The following is a 17,158-nucleotide window of genomic DNA, read 5'->3' as shown; positions in this document are numbered from 1 at the left end:
GATGTCATGAAAACCGTTGAGTTATCCATACAAGGAATGACCTGTGCGGCTTGTTCGGCACGAATCGAAAAAGTGTTGAACAAGATGGACGGAGTCGAAGCGACCGTCAACCTTCCGCTCGAGACGGCAACAATCCGTGTCGATGAAGGGATCACAGAAGAAGAGCTAATCGCCCGAATCGAGAAGATTGGATACGGAGCTGAACCGAAAGTGGAGATGGCACCACCGCATGATTTGCGTCCATTACAACGGAAAGTCATCATCTCTGCCTTGTTGTCGGCGCCGTTACTCCTCGTCATGCTGACACACATCCCAGGACTCGGATTTCATGCACCATGGCTGATGAATCCGTGGTGGCAATTCGCTCTGGCGACGCCCGTCCAGTTCTGGATTGGGGCGCAGTTCTATCAAGGGGCATATAAAAGCTTGAAGAGTGGCTCGGCGAATATGGATGTACTCGTCGCGACGGGAACGTCAGCCGCATACTTTTACTCCATCTTTGAAATGATTGTGCACCCGATGAATCCACATCTCTACTTTGAAACGAGCGCCGTTCTCATCACGCTCGTATTGCTTGGTAAATGGCTAGAGGGCCGAGCGAAAGAGAAGACGACCGATGCATTGAAGTCGCTGTTATCGCTTCAAGCGAAGGAAGCGATTCTCTTTGTCGACGGAGAAGAACGGTCTGTCGCCGTCGAACTTGTCAAAGCGGGAGACGTTCTCGTTGTTCGTCCGGGTGAGAAGATTCCGGTAGACGGACGGATTATCGAAGGGGAGACGGTCATCGATGAATCGATGTTGACCGGTGAATCGATTCCTTTAGAGAAGGCGATAGATGCCGAGGTCGTTGGGGGAACGATCAACCAATCCCACCGAATCCTCATGCGGGCAGAACGTGTCGGGAAAGAGACGATGCTCGCTCAAATCGTACGTGTCGTCGAACAAGCACAAACGGATAAGGCGCCGATTCAACGGCAGGCCGACCGCATCTCTGGCGTGTTCGTACCGATCGTCGTAGCCATCAGTGCCGTTACCTTCGTTGTCTGGGCGTTCCTCTTGAATGATATCGATACGGCCATTCGTGCATCGATTGCGGTACTCGTCATCGCTTGTCCATGTGCGCTTGGTTTGGCGACACCGACATCAATCATGGTCGGAACCGGACGAGCGGCAGAGCAAGGTGTCTTGTTCAAAGGTGGCGGTCAACTCGAATCGCTCAATGAAGCGAATATCGTTGTCTTCGATAAAACAGGAACGTTGACGAACGGTACGCCTGAAGTGGTGGAAACGTTTGGAGATGAAGCGTCGCTCCGACGTGCTGTTATGGCAGAACGTCAATCGACACACCCATTGGCTGCAGCGATCGGTCGTGAACCCGGCGACGGTGTCGTAACCAAAGTAGAAGAGCTAGCGGGACGTGGTGTCAAAGCGATCGTCGATGGAGAAGAGCTCATCATCGGTTCTGTTCGAATGATGGAGGAGCTCGGATTCGACTTACCAGATTGGTCGATGCGAGCGATGACCCCGGTCTACGTCGCAGATGAGAGTAGGATTGTCGCGGCGTTCGGACTACAAGATCAATTGAAGCCGAAAAGTCGAGATGTTGTGCAGACACTCAGTCAAACACGCGAGGTGTACGTCTTGACCGGTGACCGGAAAGAGGTTGCCTATGCGATTGCCGATGAACTTGGGATTCCGCATCGCCAAGTCATTGCCGAGGTACTCCCTGTCGAGAAGGCGGACCAAATCGAACGCTTGAAGAAATCAGGTCGTGTCGCGATGGTAGGGGATGGCATGAACGATGCACCCGCCCTTGCGGTAGCAGACGTCGGGATCGCATTCGGAAGTGGTACCGATGTCGCGCTCGAGGCGGCGGATGTTACAATTGTAGGGCAAGACATTGAAGGTGTGAGTCGGGCGATGAATATGAGCCGCTTGACGATGAAAAACATTCGTCAAAACTTGTTTTGGGCCCTCGCTTACAATAGTCTTGGCATACCGGTCGCAGCAGCGGGGTTACTTGCCCCATGGATCGCGGGTGCGGCGATGGCGTTCAGTTCGGTGTCTGTCGTCTTGAACGCATTACGATTAAAAACACAAGGAGGATCATCATCATGAAAGAAACAACGTTAACAGTAGAAGGTATGACATGCAATCACTGTAAAGCTGCAGTGGAGGGAGCATTAAATGAATTGAACGGTGTCGAATCAGCGACCGTATCTCTCCAAGAGCATCGGGTCGACGTGATTCACCAAGACTCTGTCACGCGCGAAGCGATGGTAGAAGCAGTCGAAGAACAAGGATACGACGTAAAAGCATAATGATGAGAAGTCCCGAGTCAAATCGGGACTTTTTTTGTTGTATTCAATGAACTGGATGTATGCTATATTTAAGTTGATAATGAGAATCGGTATCAACGGGAGGCGAACATCATGGAAATCATCATGATCAGTGGAGTGTTGGCGTTGATTAGTGGGGGCGCGGCGTTTTTGACGCAACAGTTACGAACAAATTCAGTACGTTAAAGAAGGTGCGAATTTCGTTGCCTTCTTTTTCTTTGACTCTAAACCTTTCCCATCATTTCACGACAATTGTTTGATATGATGAGAAAAAACGTGTTGAGGTGACTTGAATGTATACAATCTACTTAGTCGACGATGAAGCAAACTTGAATAAAATGCTCGTCACGTATCTAGAACAGGAAGGATACAACGTTCGTTCATTTGCGGACGGGACATCCGCACAAGAAGCCATTCCGGACCAGCCAGACTTATGGGTGCTTGATATCATGCTGCCGGACTTAGACGGATTTCAATTGTTAAAACAAATTAAGGCCGTCAATGCGAATACGCCAACGATTTTCATCTCAGCTCGGGATGAGGATATCGATAAAATCATTGGTCTTGAGATGGGATCGGATGACTACATCGCTAAACCGTTTCTCCCGAGAGAACTCGTCATTCGCGTCAAAAAGCTGATTGACCGTGTCTACGGATCGAAATCAAACGAACATATCGAGTACGGAGAGTATACGATTTATCCGGACAAACGTCTCATCAAACATGGGGATGAAGAGATTGATTTGACATCGAAAGAGTTCGATTTACTTCTTCTGTTCTTAGAACACCCTGGTTCCGCCTTGTCGCGTGAACAGATTCTCGAAGGGGTATGGGGGAATGATTATTTCGGTTCGGACCGTGTCGTCGATGATTTGGTGCGCCGCGTGCGTAAGAAATTGCATCGGCTTGAGCTCGAAACGCTTTACGGTATCGGTTACCGTCTCGTCAGACCATGATGAACGCACTTAAACCGAAGCGTCTCATGTGGAAGATTTGGGTGCTCATCCTGCTCATCATCGTGACGCTCGCGCTTATGATTTTGATCACGATCCGCTCTTCGATCACCCAGTTCATCGATGAACAAGTGTACGAGACGCTACGAGATGTAGACTACTATTTGGGCAATACGAACGAGTTAGAGAATTATCCGCAAAATCCGATTGAATATGACCGGCGCCAGCAAGAGTCACGTTCGGTCAACCAATTGATTTTTCTTCCGAATGGACGAATCATCTACGGATCGGCTCCACTTGAATTGACGAACCGGATGTATCAGGAAGCGTTGAACCAAAGTGGCCAAGTCGAGCGATATCAGACAACGATTGATGGGGAAGACGTCTATTACATCATTCGTCAAAATGAATATGACGGCACAATCGTATATCAAGCTTCCTATGCGTGGGATGCGTACCGACGTGAGTTGGTATCAACATTGTATTGGCGCATCTCGATCCTCATTGGGGTGATCAGCCTGTTGTCACTCATCCCAGCACTGCTCATGTCTCGCCAATTGACGAAGCCGATCGTCGAGATGGAACGGGCGGTCGAGAAGATTTCAAATCGTCAATGGGAGACGGCACTTCCATTGGATCGTCAGGATGAGCTCGGACAACTGGCCCACTCGATCGATGCCATGCGCAAAGAATTGAAAGAACAGGATTTGGCACAGCAGGCATTGCTTCAAAACATTTCGCATGATTTGAAAACACCGATCATGGTCATCCGTGGATATGCCCAATCGATTGGGGATGGCATTTATCCGACAGGGGACTTGAAAGGTTCTTCTGAGGTCATTGACGAAGAAGCATCTCGACTCGAAAAGAAAGTCGTCGATTTGCTATATGTGACGAAGCTCGAATATTTCAAAGGGCAAGAGATGAAACTTGAACCGATTAATCTCGATAAATTGATGGAGCTTCTTGTGGCGCGTTTCAAACTGAGAGGACAGCTTGATTGGGAAATTAACGGTGAAGGCGGAGAGATGCTCGGGGACGGGGAACAGATTCGGGTCGCATTCGAGAACGTTCTCGACAACGCGCTACGCTATGCGGAGACTTGTATTCGGATTGACTTGAATCGGGACGAGTCTGGCGTGGAAATCATCATCTTTAATGATGGACCGCCGGTTGATGAGAGCCTCGACTTATTCCATCAGTTCTCTCGAGGCAAGCAAGGAAAGTTCGGACTCGGCTTATTTATCGTCCAACGAATTGTGACACTTCACACAGGGGAAGTCTCCCTTCGAAATACAGGGGACGGAACTGCGGTACGATTTTATTTTCCGCGACTTAAACCGAACCATGCTTTAAAATCTAATGCTTGATTTTCAAAACCAGCCAGAAAACGGCTGGTTTTTTTATGGGAAATGTTAAATAGTCGATTTGCGGGACGTACGGAATCCTGGTATGAATGACATGTAAGTCATTACATACGTTATGGGGGATGAAAAGATGAGTAGATTGACCAATGAAACGAGAGCTTTAATTCCTGTATTTAACGAGTTTGGCGAAGCGGAGACACTCGTGTATCAGCCGGAAGGCGTGACCCGTATGAAAGGATCACCCATCAATCTGTTGGAACATGCGTGTTTGTACTATGGATCGAGCATTCAAGGCAGAATTGAAGCCGCTCGTCATGTCCTCGGTCCACATCGGAAGACACCTGTCGTGATGGATTGGCATGCTGACGCGGTCTTCTTTCCGACGATTGCAAAGGAGAGTCCAGACTGTGCGTGGATCAACTTTCAACATGTGACAGCAATCAAGAAAGACGGAAAACAGACGCTTATTCAATTTTTGACAGGTGAGTCGGTCAAGGTTCATGTATCCGATCATACAGTGGCAAGGCAAAAACAACGGTCAATCGAATTATCATACGCTTTTCAAAAACGTTTCCATGACAGCACATTGCAACACGCTTAAGGATTGAATTCACTGGGAAACCCCTCTATGATGAAGAAGAGATATCATATGTGTATTTGCACATCTTCCGAAAGCGAGGGGTTTTTATGTTTTTTGAGAAAATGATTGAACGAGGGAAACTGGTCATCGTGTTTCTTCTCGTAGCAATCGTCGTAGGTGTGCTGACGTTCTTCCAGCTCCCTAAGCGTGAGATTCCGGAGACAGGAATCAACATCGTGCTCGTTCAAACACCGTATCCTGGTGCAACTGCAGAAACGGTTGAACGAAGTGTTACCGGCGTGTTAGAAGAAGAACTACGCAGTCTAGAAGGCGTAGAGAATGTGACGTCGATTTCGGCTTCAGAGTTCTCGAATATTACGGTCGAGTATGCAGATGGAACCGATCAGGCAGAATTTCAGGCGAACGTACGCCAAGCTTTGTCTGATGCGACACCAAAGCTTCCGGAAAACGCACTCGCACCGACAGTCAATGATTCACTCGGTCAATTACCTGTCGCATCGTACTTATTGACAGCAGATGACCGTGAATCATTCGAGGACGTTCGTGCAGATATTGAGCAATTAGAATCAAACCTTCTGCGAACGGATGGTGTGACTGGAGTCACCGTCAAAGGGCTACCGGAGCAGGAATATGTCGTCTCGCTCGACTCCGAACAACTAGGTGCAAGGCAGCTCGCCTTCCCTGATGTGTTGACGGCCATCAACGAAGAGTACAAAACGACACCGCTCGGTCGCCAATCGACCGATGAAGGCATCTATCAACTAGCAATCGACAACTTGACGAATGTAAACGATATGGAGCAAGTCATCGTCGGTTCATTTAACGGAGAGCCCGTCTTGTTAGAAGATGTCGGAACGGTCGAAGAGACGGCGAAAAGTGAGACGGATCTCGTTTCATTAGACGGAAAACCAGCAGTTTCCATCACTGTACCGATTGAATCAGGCTTGGATATCCCGACGATGCAAGACCGTGTCAATGAGGTAGTGGAAGACGGTCTTGGAGATTTAGACGGGTTTAAGCTCGTCCCGTATTATGAACAGGCGAAAGCAGTCGATGCAATCTTCTCATCACTGACGCGTGAATTCATTATCGCGATCATCGCCGTCATTGCTGTGACAACGATTGGTCTCACGTTCTCTGGTTCAATCATCGTCAGTTTGGCAATCCCATTGTCATTCTTGATTGCCTTGATCCCGTTACAGTTCACCGGGGTCGACTTGAACCAAATCTCGATTATCGGAGCGATCATCGCCCTGGGGATTTTGGTCGATGACGCGATTGTCGTCAACGACAATATTTTACGACGGTACCGTAGCGGTGATTCTGCGATGCTCGGAGCAGTTCGTGGAACGAAGGAAGTATGGGGCTCGATTGTCACGTCGACACTCGCGGTCGTCTTCGCCTTCCTTCCGCTCACTTTGCTCTCTGGAGCGAACGGAAACTTCATCCGTGCCTTACCGACGGTGCTCGCGCTCTCAGTTTTGGCATCGATGGTCATCAGTTTGACGCTCGTGCCGATCGCACAGTATCGCTTGAACCGAAAAGAAGTGAAAGTATCGAAGCGTGAACCAGGTTGGCTCGGTGGACCGCTCAATCGTCTCAGCAACTTCTATGCCGACCGTCTCTTGCCAAGCGTCGCGAAACGTCCATGGACGTTCGGGATTGTCGGTTTCGTCATCACGACAGCGCTATATGGTTTGATTCTTCTCACGCCGTTTGAGTTCTTCCCGGCGGCGAACCGTCCGGAAGTCGTGACGAGTGTGACGTTACCTGTACAGACGGATTTAGAAGAGACGGAAGCACGACTTGAAGAAATCGAAGCAAGATTCCAAGAAGAAGAAGGGGTCGTTGAAACATCGATCTTTGCGGGTGGTGGACTTCCTGGATTATTCACGGGTGGACTCGATCAATCTGGTGAAAACACAGGGCAAGTCGTCGTTCGTGTCGACAATGAAGAAATCGATGCCATCGAGTTGATCGATAAATACACGAACGTGTTGCGTGAAGATTATCCAGACGCCGAAATCTTCTTAGATACGCAACAACAAGGACCGCCGGCATCGGCTCCTGTCGAGTTCACGATGCGTAGCGAAACGATTGATCAGCTCGTCGCTGCACGTGACCAAGTGAAAGCAGACTTGGAAGAAATCGATGGCGCAATCGTCCTCGATAACATCAAAGAACCGTTCCAAACCCTCACATACGAGTTGAATCGTGAGGAGATGGCACAAGCGGGCGTGACGGCGAAAGCCATTAGTGATCAAATTCGACTCGTCACAGACGGTATTCCAATCGGTACATTCGATGATGGGGTAGAACAGCGTGACGTGAAAATTGTCATCGATGCGGAAGCGAATCGCGAAGCACTTGCCCTTGATGACATTTTAGTTCCTGTCGAAACGGAAGCAGGCCCACCTGTTGCACCACTCAGCACGTTTGTGACGGAGACGACAACGGAACAAATCCAACAAATCCCTCGTGAAAACGGGGAGCGTTCGGTCACACTCCAAATTTATGCGAGTGAGGGCATGGACGAAGATGCGTTCAAGCAAGATGTTGAGCAAGTGTTGGAAGATGCGAAGTCTGGGTTAGAGGATGAAGGAATTACGTTTGACCAGACTGGCGCGAGCGACACACAAAACGAGTTCTTCTTAGAGCTTGCGACATTGTTCGTCGTCGTCTTGTTCTTGATTTACTTGATTATCGCATTCCAGTTCAACTCATTGTCGCTACCACTTCTCGTGTTATTCACGATTTACCTTGCGATTGCTGGAGCGGTCGTCGGATTGTTCGTGACACAGACGCCGTTCAGTTTCATGGCATCAATGGGGATGGTATCGCTTGCGGGAATCGTCGTTCGGAACGCAGTCGTTCTGTTCGAGTTTATCGAACAACGCATTCGTGAAGGATTACCGGTCACAACCGCTGTATATGAGGCCGGACGGGCTCGGATTCGTCCGATTCTCTTGACAGCGCTCACGGCAGTCGTTGCCCTTTTACCAGTCGCACTTGGAGAAGATCCGCTCTTCAAACCGCTTGCGATCGGAATCGTGTCGGGTATTCTATTCTCAACTGTGTTGACTCTCGTGCTTGTGCCGGCGTATTACCTGATTTTGGCGAAACGTCGTCATAAGGACAAACCATTTACAGAATGAATCTTGAGAAGGTGTGACGCCTAAATGGTGTCACACCTTTTTTTGGACCATTTGTCACATGTTTTGGGTGATGTTGTATGGGTATAATTAGAAGAGAGGTTTTGAACAGTATGGGAGGGAATTGAAGATGAACGATTCATATACTTGGCTCAATCGTAGGAAAGTACGACCTGCGTATAGTGTGACAGGAAGCCGCTCTTGGTCCAGTGAGCGTGTCGTTCGACCGGATCGTGCGCGTGGGAAGATGGTGCGCGACGTGAAACGTGTACGTCGTCCGTACGTAGACGAATACGGCAATCGTCGCTGGACGACGGGGCGTGTGGTCGTCACAGATGCGTCACGTAAGGCGCGGGCGCATGGACATGGTGATACAGCCGTACAATTAGAGTTCTCGACACCAACGCCTTATGAGCGTGTGAAAGAGATGATTCCAACGAAGCGTGTGCTCGTCCCAGTCGTCGCTGGACTTGCTGTCGTCGGTGGGATTGCCGGTGTGGCGTATGCACTTCGTAAAAAGAAACGAAATAAGAAGAACTAAAAAAAATCGCCGAATCATCGGCGATTTTTTTATTTGAAGCGTTCAGCTAGAATGCGCTCGAGTTCACGTTGCCCGAGTTCACGCATTTCTGCCTCATTTTCTTCATCGTATGCGTCGTCCGAGAAACGACCGACAAATTCGACTTTGCCGTTTCCAAGTTCACGGAACACTAAGTTTTTGCGATCGTTGTAAAAGACGACACGATACTCACGGCCATTTTCATGGTCGTAGTTGAAGACGCCTTTGATGTGATCCATGTTCTTCTCTTCCGGCTGATCCTCATCATCGTCCTCATCTTCTTCTGCTTCAGCTGCTTGGTTAGCTTCATCAAGCGCGTCGGCGAGGACTACCGTTTCTTCTTTTTCTTCCGTCCCCTCTTCCTCAGATGAGACGACTTCTTTTTTTTCTTCTTCTGTCATGTGAAACGACCTCCTTTACTTACTTTCCTATCATACCCACTTTTTATAGTTGTGACTACTCAAAATGATGCGAGCAAACGCGGACAACATTCGAGGACGACATGATTAGTCGCTGGAAGAGTTGGCGTTTGATTGATTCCGGCGCATCGACCGTCTTGAGCGCTTGCTCCATGCATCCGAGCCAATGCCCGGCATGTGTCTCAGAAATCGGATGCTCATGATGAATCATCGCTAAATTCCCGCCACCGCGACGTTCCGAATATAACTTTGGACCACCTAGCAACTGGGTTAGAAATTCAAATTGATGTTGTTTCACCCGATCTTTGTCTGCCGGAAATAGCGGTAGTAAAATCGGGTCGGCATAGACGAGGTCATAAAACGCGTCAACAAGTTGTTGAACGCCGCTTTCGCCTCCAAATTGTTCATAGGCACTCACATTCATTCCCCCTCATACGTTCAGTCTAATCGATTTTGAACAAAAATGGGAACGATGCAGGCTATAACTTTTTTTAGTGTGGTGAAGAGGAGGTTTCCCTCTACAAATGAAGAGAGATGGTTCATAATGAAGAAAAAAGGGAAGGAGTGTTCGCTAAAATGACAGTAACCTTTCACGTTGGTCGATCGGGAACGGGGAAAAGTGAACGGATGATTGAACAAGTCATTCAGGATTTAAAACAGAACCCGAGCGGACCAACGATTTATATGATCGTGCCGGACCAAATGTCGTTTGAAATGGAGAAGAAGATGGCGACAGTGGACGGTCTGCGCGGCTCGACAAGGATCCAAGTGCTGTCGATGCGCCGTCTCGCATTCTTAATGATGCGAGATGCGGGAGTGGCAACGGACCAATTCTTAGATCAGACGGGGACGCATCTGTTATTACGGAGAGTCGTCGAGATGAGCGAGGAGCGGCTGACCTTGTTCCGTCGAACGATGAACCAGTTCGGATTTTATGAAGAATTGAACCAATTGATTTCCATGTTGAAGCGAGGACTTGTTGAACCGGAGCATCTATTACGCTTAAGTGAACAAGCGCAACATCGTGCCTTAAAGTTACAGGATCTCTCCATCATCTATGAAGGGTTTTTGAAGATGACGGAAGGTAAGTCGCTACACGCGGAGGATTATTTCAACGTCCTGTTGCAACTGTTACCGGAGACGGATTTGACGGGAGTCCATGTATATGTGGATGGATTTAATGAGTTTTCAGAGCAGGAACTAGCCGTCCTCGTCGGTCTTGCAGAAAAGGTCGACGTCGATGTGTTGTTGACGCTTGATCCCTCATCCATGTATCGTCCGGATCCATTGTTTGGACCGACACAGCGTACGCTCATGCGCTTCAAGGAACTCTTGTCGGAACGACAACTTCTATCGGTCGACAAAACGTATGACAACGTATATCGCTACACACATCCAAGTCTTCGTTATTTAGAGGCGACCTTTGACCAGATGACGGCGGAGCCATACACCGGGACGGAGAATCGTGTCGACTTGCACGCTGCCGTCGACCGGACTGTCGAGGTGGAGGCGGCTGTTCGCGAGGTCATCCGACTCACGCGTGAAGAAGGATATCGTTACCGAGACATTGCGCTCATCTCGCGTTCACTCGATGAATATGGCGACCTGGCATCACAAGCGTTACAAAAGATGGGGTTGCCCTACTTCTTAGATGAACGGCAGCCGATGCTTGACCATCCGCTCGTTGAATTGTTGAAAGCCACCATCGACATCGCATTGCGTAGCTATCGGGAGGAAGCTGTTTTTCGGGCATTGAAGACGGAGCTCGTCGTCCTCGACCCAACGCACCGACGCACGTCTGTCGACCGCCTCGAAGCGTTCGTCATTGAACGTGGCATCAAACACTACCATTGGCACGATGCATGGCAGTTACGTCGTCGTACAGGAGAAGAAGCGCGACTGACGAGTGAAGAGCTAGATGTTGAAGTGGAGTTGAATCGCTACCGGGAACGCGTCATCGAAACGTTTGATCCCTTGCTGTCGGATTTGAAACAGGCGAAGACGATGCAAGCCTACACGCATGCCATGTATGCCTTCTTAGAACGAATCGGTGTATCGGACTGTCTGACTCATTGGCGTGACGAAGCGATTGAAGAAGCGCAGTTGCTCGAAGCTCGTGAACATACTCAAGTATGGGACGCGGTCTTACATTTACTCGAACAGTTAGAAGCGGCAGCTCCAGAAGAGACGTTGTCAACGGAACTGTTTCTCCAGATGATGGACACGGGTCTAGATAGTCTTCGTTATGCGCTCATTCCACCTTCACTCGATCAATTGACGGTGACGGACTATGTCCGTGGTCGATTAATTGATAAGAAAGTGGTGTTCTTGCTCGGGGCGAATGAAGATCAAATTCCTCTTGTCACGACGCAGTCCAAGCTATTGACCGATCACGACTTGGACTTCATGCATGAGAACGGTCTGCGTGCTGGGAAAGCGACCGAGCACTTGTTTGATGATGAAACATATTACTTATATAAAGCAGTGACGGCACCGAGTGAGCGTCTCTACATTAGTTATGCCCTCGTCGATAGAACAGGTAAGGCGATTCAACCGGCGCGCTTCATTGCGGATTTAAAGGCCCGTCTCCATAAAAACGTCATCAAGACCCATTTCGCTGAAGCCGGGGAACACCGACCGCATGACCAATTCGCCTTTTTGACGAATGTGAACCAGACAGCAGCGGTCACGGCTCTCGAACTTCAGCGCTTAAGTCGTCATTATCCGATTCAAGATATGTGGTTCGCCGTCTATAACGAACTGTTGAAACATCCGGACGGTCGCGAGCGATTGCAATTGTTGACGAGCGCCTTGTTTTATCAAAATATCCCGAAATCATTAGACGACGATGTTGCCAAATCGCTTTACACGCCATCGATTCGGGCGAGTGTCTCGCGACTCGAGACGTTCCAAGCGTGTCCGTTCAAGCATTTTGCAAGTTATGGATTGCGTTTAAAAGAACGTCGGCTGTATCGACTCGAAGCACCGGATATCGGAAACCTCTATCACCGAACGATTGAACATATGTCACAGACAGTGAAGATGGACGGAAAAGAATGGCGGGACGTGGCGCCAGATGAATGTGTGAACTTAGCGGAACAGGCGGTAGAACTTGTGACGCCTGAAATCCAACATGCGATTCTGATGAGTTCAAACCGATACGCCTATTTGAAGAAAAAATTGACGGATGTCGTCAGCAAGACGGCAGAGGTATTGATTGAACAGTCGAAACGGGACGGTTTCGACCCGAAAGCGTTTGAACTTGCATTCGGGAGCGGTCAGTTTCCACCTGTCTCATTCACGTTGTCGAATGGGGCGACGTGCGAGCTCATTGGTCGAATCGATCGTGTCGACACGGCAATGGTTCATGACCAGCTGTACGTTCGCATCGTTGATTACAAGTCGAGCAAGCGCGAAGTCGATTTTGCGGAAATTTATTACGGTCTCGCGATGCAAATGCTCATTTATTTGAAAGTGTTGATTGAGCAGGCAGAGGTATGGACGAAAGAGAACGTGGCGCCGGCTGCGGCACTGTATTTCCACGTTCATCGCCCACTCGTACCACCGGCAGGTTCTGATGAAGAGACGCGACAAAAAGTGTTGGAGTCTTATCAGATGCAAGGGTTATTGGTCGACGACCCAGAAATTTTGGAGATGATGGACCGTTCAGCGAAAGAATCTTCGAAAAAATCGATTGTCATCCCGGTCAAATATAAAAAAGATGGCACGCCTGACGCGAATACGTTGAAGAAAATCGTCACACCGCCTCAACTCGAACAGTTGATGGACCATGCGTTTGATGTCGTCAAATCGAGTGCCGAGGAAATGTATGACGGAAAAATAGACGTAGAGCCGTACGAATATAAAGAACGGCGACCGTGTCAGACATGTCCGTATCAGAGTGTCTGCCATTTTGACGAGGCGCTCTCGAATGAACCTCGCAAATTGAAAAAGTTAGAGAAAGAAGATGTATTTCAGGAGTTAGGAGGGGATGACCGTGAAATGGACGAATGACCAGTTCGCCGCAATTGAAGCGAGGGGAAGTCACGTCCTCGTCTCGGCTGCGGCCGGATCGGGGAAGACAGCAGTTCTCGTCGAGCGGTTGTCTAGCCGATTGCTCGATGAAGCAGATGAATTGACGGCAGATCGTATGCTCGTCGTGACATTTACAAACGCGGCAGCGGCAGAAATGAAGCGACGCATCGCAAAGGCGCTGGAAGAGGCGTTGCGTGACGACCCGACGAATGAGTATGTCCGGAAACAGCGACAAATGTTGAACCGGGCACTCATTACAACCATCCACTCGTTCTGTTTAGAAGTGATTCGCGAAAATTACTATTTATTGGACTTAGATCCGGCATTCAAGATTGCGGAAGAGCGAGATCTCGTGTTGTTACAAGATGATGTGTTAGAAGAAGTGCTTGAAGAAGAGTACGGGAAGCAGGATACAGATTTCTTCGCCCTTGTCGATGCTTACACATCAGATCGCGGGGACAGTGAAATCGAAGACCTCATTCTCGGTCTATATCATTATGCCCGTACACTCCCGGACCCCGACGCCTATTTAGATAACCTCATTTCGATGTATACGTTCGGAGATGACCCGGATCGAGAAGCCATCCTCATCGAATTTGGCCACATGTTGTGGCAAGACATCGAAAAAGCGGTGCGTAATCTTCGGAAGCTTGAGGCGGAGCTTCGGGTTGCAGGATATGAACCCCAGTCGGAAAACATCCGTCAGGCAATTTTCCCGTTAGAACAGTTAGAAGGGGAAGCCGTCGTCTGGAGCGAACTCGAGACGGCTGCACGTGCGATGAAGTTTGGCACGATGAAATCCGTTCCTAAAAAAGAGGAACACCAGATTTATCATGAGGTGCTCAAACCGGCGTATGATCAAGCGAAGAAAAAATTGACGGCGGCTGTTGAGCAGGCACGTGTCAGCGGGGCGGATTTATTGGAAAGCGTCTCGATGCAACAACCTCTCGTCAAGACGCTCGTCCAAACGGTTCGTGCGTTCGGAAAAGCATATGAACAAGCGAAGCGCGACCGAGCCTTCGTCGACTTCAGCGACTTGGAACATTATGCGCTCGCCATCTTACGGCAGGAAGATGGACCGTCTGATGTCGCGGCTCTGTACAAAGAACGCTTTGTCGAGGTACTGGTCGATGAGTATCAAGATACGAACGAAATTCAAGAAACCATCATCAATCTTGTCGCAAATGAACGGGAAGAAATCGGGAACTTGTTTATGGTTGGAGACATCAAGCAATCCATTTATCGGTTCCGTCATGCGGAGCCAGGTCTCTTCATCGATAAGGCGACACGCTTCAAACAGGCGGACACGGGAAAACGAATCGATCTCTCCCAAAACTTCCGTAGTCGGGCAGAGGTGCTTCATGGGATCAATGACTTGTTCGTTCAGCTCATGGACGAAGAGGTCGGAGAAATCGCTTATGATGAGGCCGCTCAACTCGTTCCGGGTCGTGAGTATGAACCGATCCCAGCGAATCCCGAATTGATGATTGTCGACGGAGCGAGTCGTGAATTATCGAAACAGGAAGTCGAAGGACGAGCCATCGCGACCCGAATTTTAGAGCTAGTGTCTGGAGATGAACCGTTCAAAGTGACGGATGAAGCGACGGGACAACTCAGGAACTGTGAGTATCGGGACATCGTGATTCTCGTCCGTTCAAAAAAAGGACGAGTCGAGCAGTTGATGGACATTTTGACTCAGTACAATATTCCAGCTTATACGGATTCCGATGGCGGCTATTTTCAAGCGACAGAGATTCGCATGATTCTTGCTCTCTTGAAAGTAATTGATAACCCGCTTCAGGATATTCCGCTCGCCGGAGCGCTCCGTTCCCCGATGTTTCGATTCGATGATGGTGAGCTAGCACGAATCCGACTCGAGTCCGAAGATTCGTTCTATGAGGCGCTGAAGGCGAAAGCGGATGATGATGACGAGCTCGGTGTGAAGTGTGGAGACTTTCTCGATCGTCTTTCCCGCTGGCGTACCTATGCGCGCAATCATAGCTTATCCGAATTGATTCAACAGTTGTTCAACGACACTGGATTTTATGACTTTTCCGGTGGATTGCCTGGTGGAAAAGGGCGCCAAGAAAATTTGAAGGCGCTCTATGACCGCGCGCTCTCTTATGAACGAAGCGGCTATCGTGGACTGTATCGCTTTTTACGTGTCATGGACCGTTTACAAGATACGGGGGAAGATCTATCCGAGGCGCGGTCTCTCGGCGACGAAGAAAACGTCGTTCGTATCATGACTGTGCATAAGTCAAAAGGTCTCGAGTTCCCGGTAACGATTGTCGCCCAGCTCGGAAAACAGTTCAATACACTCGATCAGAAACAGCGAGTCATTTTCCATAAGCAGTATGGAATTTCACTTGATGCAATCGATGTCGTGACACGTACAAAGGCGGAGACGTTCGTGAAAGCGATGATTCGACGAGATTTAGACGCGACGATGAAAGCAGAAGAGATGCGTGTCCTCTATGTCGCGTTGACACGGGCAAAAGAGAAATTGATTCTCGTCGGAACGGTCGGGGATTCGCTCAAACAGCTCCAACAGTGGCTACAAGTCGAACAATCTGGAGAATTGTTAGCGAGTGAGGCGAGACGTGAAGCGAAAACGTACTTGGATTGGATTGCGCCAGCACTCTTACGTCTACCAAGTGCCTCGCCATTTATCGAATCGTTCGGATTCACTACAGCCGCTACATTCTATGAGTCGTCTTCTTGGACGTACCGTATGATTGGTGAAGCTGATTTGGCGGAGGTTGCGACACTACAAGAGATGATGGCGCAGCTACATCATGTTCAACAGTTTGAAGCGATTGATTTCCCTATTCAAAATGAGGAAGCGACGATTCATGCCATTCACCAAGCATTGACATATGCATATCCGGCTCAAGATGCCGTACGCACGGCGGCGAAACAAACGGTGACGGAATTGAAACGAGCGATGCAACTGGAACAAGCCGCCTTTGAAGACCCGGTTCGACCAATCGATACACCTTATCGGGAGCCGAAATGGCGTCAAGTGAAACAGAGCGGTGCCGAACGCGGGACTACGTTACATCTGATTTTCCAAATGGCTGATCCGAATCAACCGATTGTCGATCAAATCGATCAATGGGAGAGACAAGGGATGCTTAGCCCGGTCGAGGCTGAAACGGCACGTCTCGCCATTCCTGACGTAGAGGCGTTTTTCCGTACCGACGTCGGACAGGCGCTCGCCGATGCGCTCAAACAGGGTACCGCTTGGCGAGAACTGCCATTCACCTATACCGTACCGGCTGAACGGGTCAACCCAGATGGGCAGTTTACCGATGAAGACGTACTGATTCAAGGGATTATCGACTGTCTGTACTTCGATGGGACATCTTATATCCTGTTGGACTATAAATCAGACGCCGTCGTTCATTTATCCGGATCCCGTGAAGACGCACATCAACGGCTTCGGGATCGTTACGCGATTCAATTGCAACTGTACCGAGAAGCGATTGAGACGATTTGGGATATTCGTGTCGAGCAGACGCTTATTTACTCACTCGACTTACAAGAAATCGTCACAGTGGCCACCTCATAAAGAGCAAGCCAAGAGCGATGTCAGTTATATGACATCGCTCTTTTTGTTATGTGCATTTTCACATTCTAAATCGTTGACAAGTAAGAGGCGGAGGAGTAATTTATTTTATATAAGTAATTGTTCCATATAGAACAATCCGAGTCGGAACGATAAAAGGAG

Annotated in this window: 11 protein-coding genes; 9 read left to right on the top strand and 2 right to left on the bottom strand. The window is 49.1% G+C overall.

What is annotated here, in order from left to right:
* Positions 1-6 precede the first annotated feature (6 nt).
* The 7 genes from KNO87_RS06575 (at position 7) to KNO87_RS06545 (ending at position 8,953) form a co-directional block, all read left to right on the top strand.
* Positions 7-2,118 (top strand): heavy metal translocating P-type ATPase, encoded by a 2,112-nt coding sequence (locus tag KNO87_RS06575; protein ID WP_214794512.1) that lies wholly within the window; start codon positions 7-9, stop codon positions 2,116-2,118.
* Positions 2,115-2,321 carry a copper chaperone CopZ gene (copZ, locus tag KNO87_RS06570; protein WP_214789686.1) on the top strand — a complete coding sequence of 69 codons (207 nt, stop codon included), beginning with the start codon at positions 2,115-2,117 and terminating at the stop codon, positions 2,319-2,321. Before KNO87_RS06575 ends, copZ begins: the two co-directional genes overlap by 4 nt.
* A 311-nt stretch (positions 2,322-2,632) precedes the next feature.
* A complete protein-coding gene (locus KNO87_RS06565) occupies positions 2,633-3,295 on the top strand; it encodes a response regulator transcription factor (protein ID WP_015880954.1) in 663 nt (220 codons plus the stop codon).
* Positions 3,296-3,321: 26 nt separating this feature from the next.
* A complete protein-coding gene (locus KNO87_RS06560) occupies positions 3,322-4,662 on the top strand; it encodes a sensor histidine kinase (RefSeq protein WP_224860216.1) in 1,341 nt (446 codons plus the stop codon).
* Between the two features lie 127 nt (positions 4,663-4,789).
* On the top strand, positions 4,790-5,260 hold the full coding sequence (locus tag KNO87_RS06555) for a competence protein ComK (RefSeq protein WP_214794508.1): 471 nt from the start codon (positions 4,790-4,792) through the stop codon (positions 5,258-5,260).
* An 86-nt stretch (positions 5,261-5,346) separates the two neighbouring features.
* Complete coding sequence (locus tag KNO87_RS06550; protein WP_214794506.1) at positions 5,347-8,415, top strand: efflux RND transporter permease subunit; 3,069 nt, start codon at positions 5,347-5,349, stop codon at positions 8,413-8,415.
* Positions 8,416-8,542: 127 nt separating this feature from the next.
* Positions 8,543-8,953: a hypothetical protein gene (locus tag KNO87_RS06545; RefSeq protein ID WP_015880958.1), complete on the top strand. Its 411-nt coding sequence runs from the start codon at positions 8,543-8,545 to the stop codon at positions 8,951-8,953.
* Positions 8,954-8,982: 29 nt separating this feature from the next.
* Here KNO87_RS06545 and KNO87_RS06540 read toward each other — a convergent pair whose 3' ends face one another.
* Together KNO87_RS06540 and KNO87_RS06535 are read right to left on the bottom strand one after the other, a co-directional pair.
* Positions 8,983-9,372 carry a hypothetical protein gene (locus tag KNO87_RS06540; protein WP_214794504.1) on the bottom strand — a complete coding sequence of 130 codons (390 nt, stop codon included), beginning with the start codon at positions 9,370-9,372 and terminating at the stop codon, positions 8,983-8,985.
* Between the two features lie 55 nt (positions 9,373-9,427).
* Positions 9,428-9,814 carry a truncated hemoglobin gene (locus KNO87_RS06535; RefSeq protein WP_251126009.1) on the bottom strand — a complete coding sequence of 129 codons (387 nt, stop codon included), beginning with the start codon at positions 9,812-9,814 and terminating at the stop codon, positions 9,428-9,430.
* A gap of 152 nt (positions 9,815-9,966) precedes the next feature.
* On the opposite strand from KNO87_RS06535, the gene addB reads away from it, so the two are divergent.
* Both addB and addA read left to right on the top strand, forming a co-directional pair.
* A complete protein-coding gene (gene addB, locus KNO87_RS06530; protein ID WP_214794502.1) occupies positions 9,967-13,404 on the top strand; it encodes a helicase-exonuclease AddAB subunit AddB in 3,438 nt (1,145 codons plus the stop codon).
* Positions 13,382-16,999 carry a helicase-exonuclease AddAB subunit AddA gene (addA, locus tag KNO87_RS06525; RefSeq protein ID WP_214794500.1) on the top strand — a complete coding sequence of 1,206 codons (3,618 nt, stop codon included), beginning with the start codon at positions 13,382-13,384 and terminating at the stop codon, positions 16,997-16,999. Before addB ends, addA begins: the two co-directional genes overlap by 23 nt.
* Positions 17,000-17,158 lie beyond the last annotated feature (159 nt).

Origin of the sequence: Exiguobacterium sp. s34 (assembly GCF_018617435.1) — a bacterium.
GTDB lineage: Bacteria > Bacillota > Bacilli > Exiguobacteriales > Exiguobacteriaceae > Exiguobacterium > Exiguobacterium aestuarii.
This window is presented reverse-complemented; position numbering and strand designations above follow the sequence as displayed.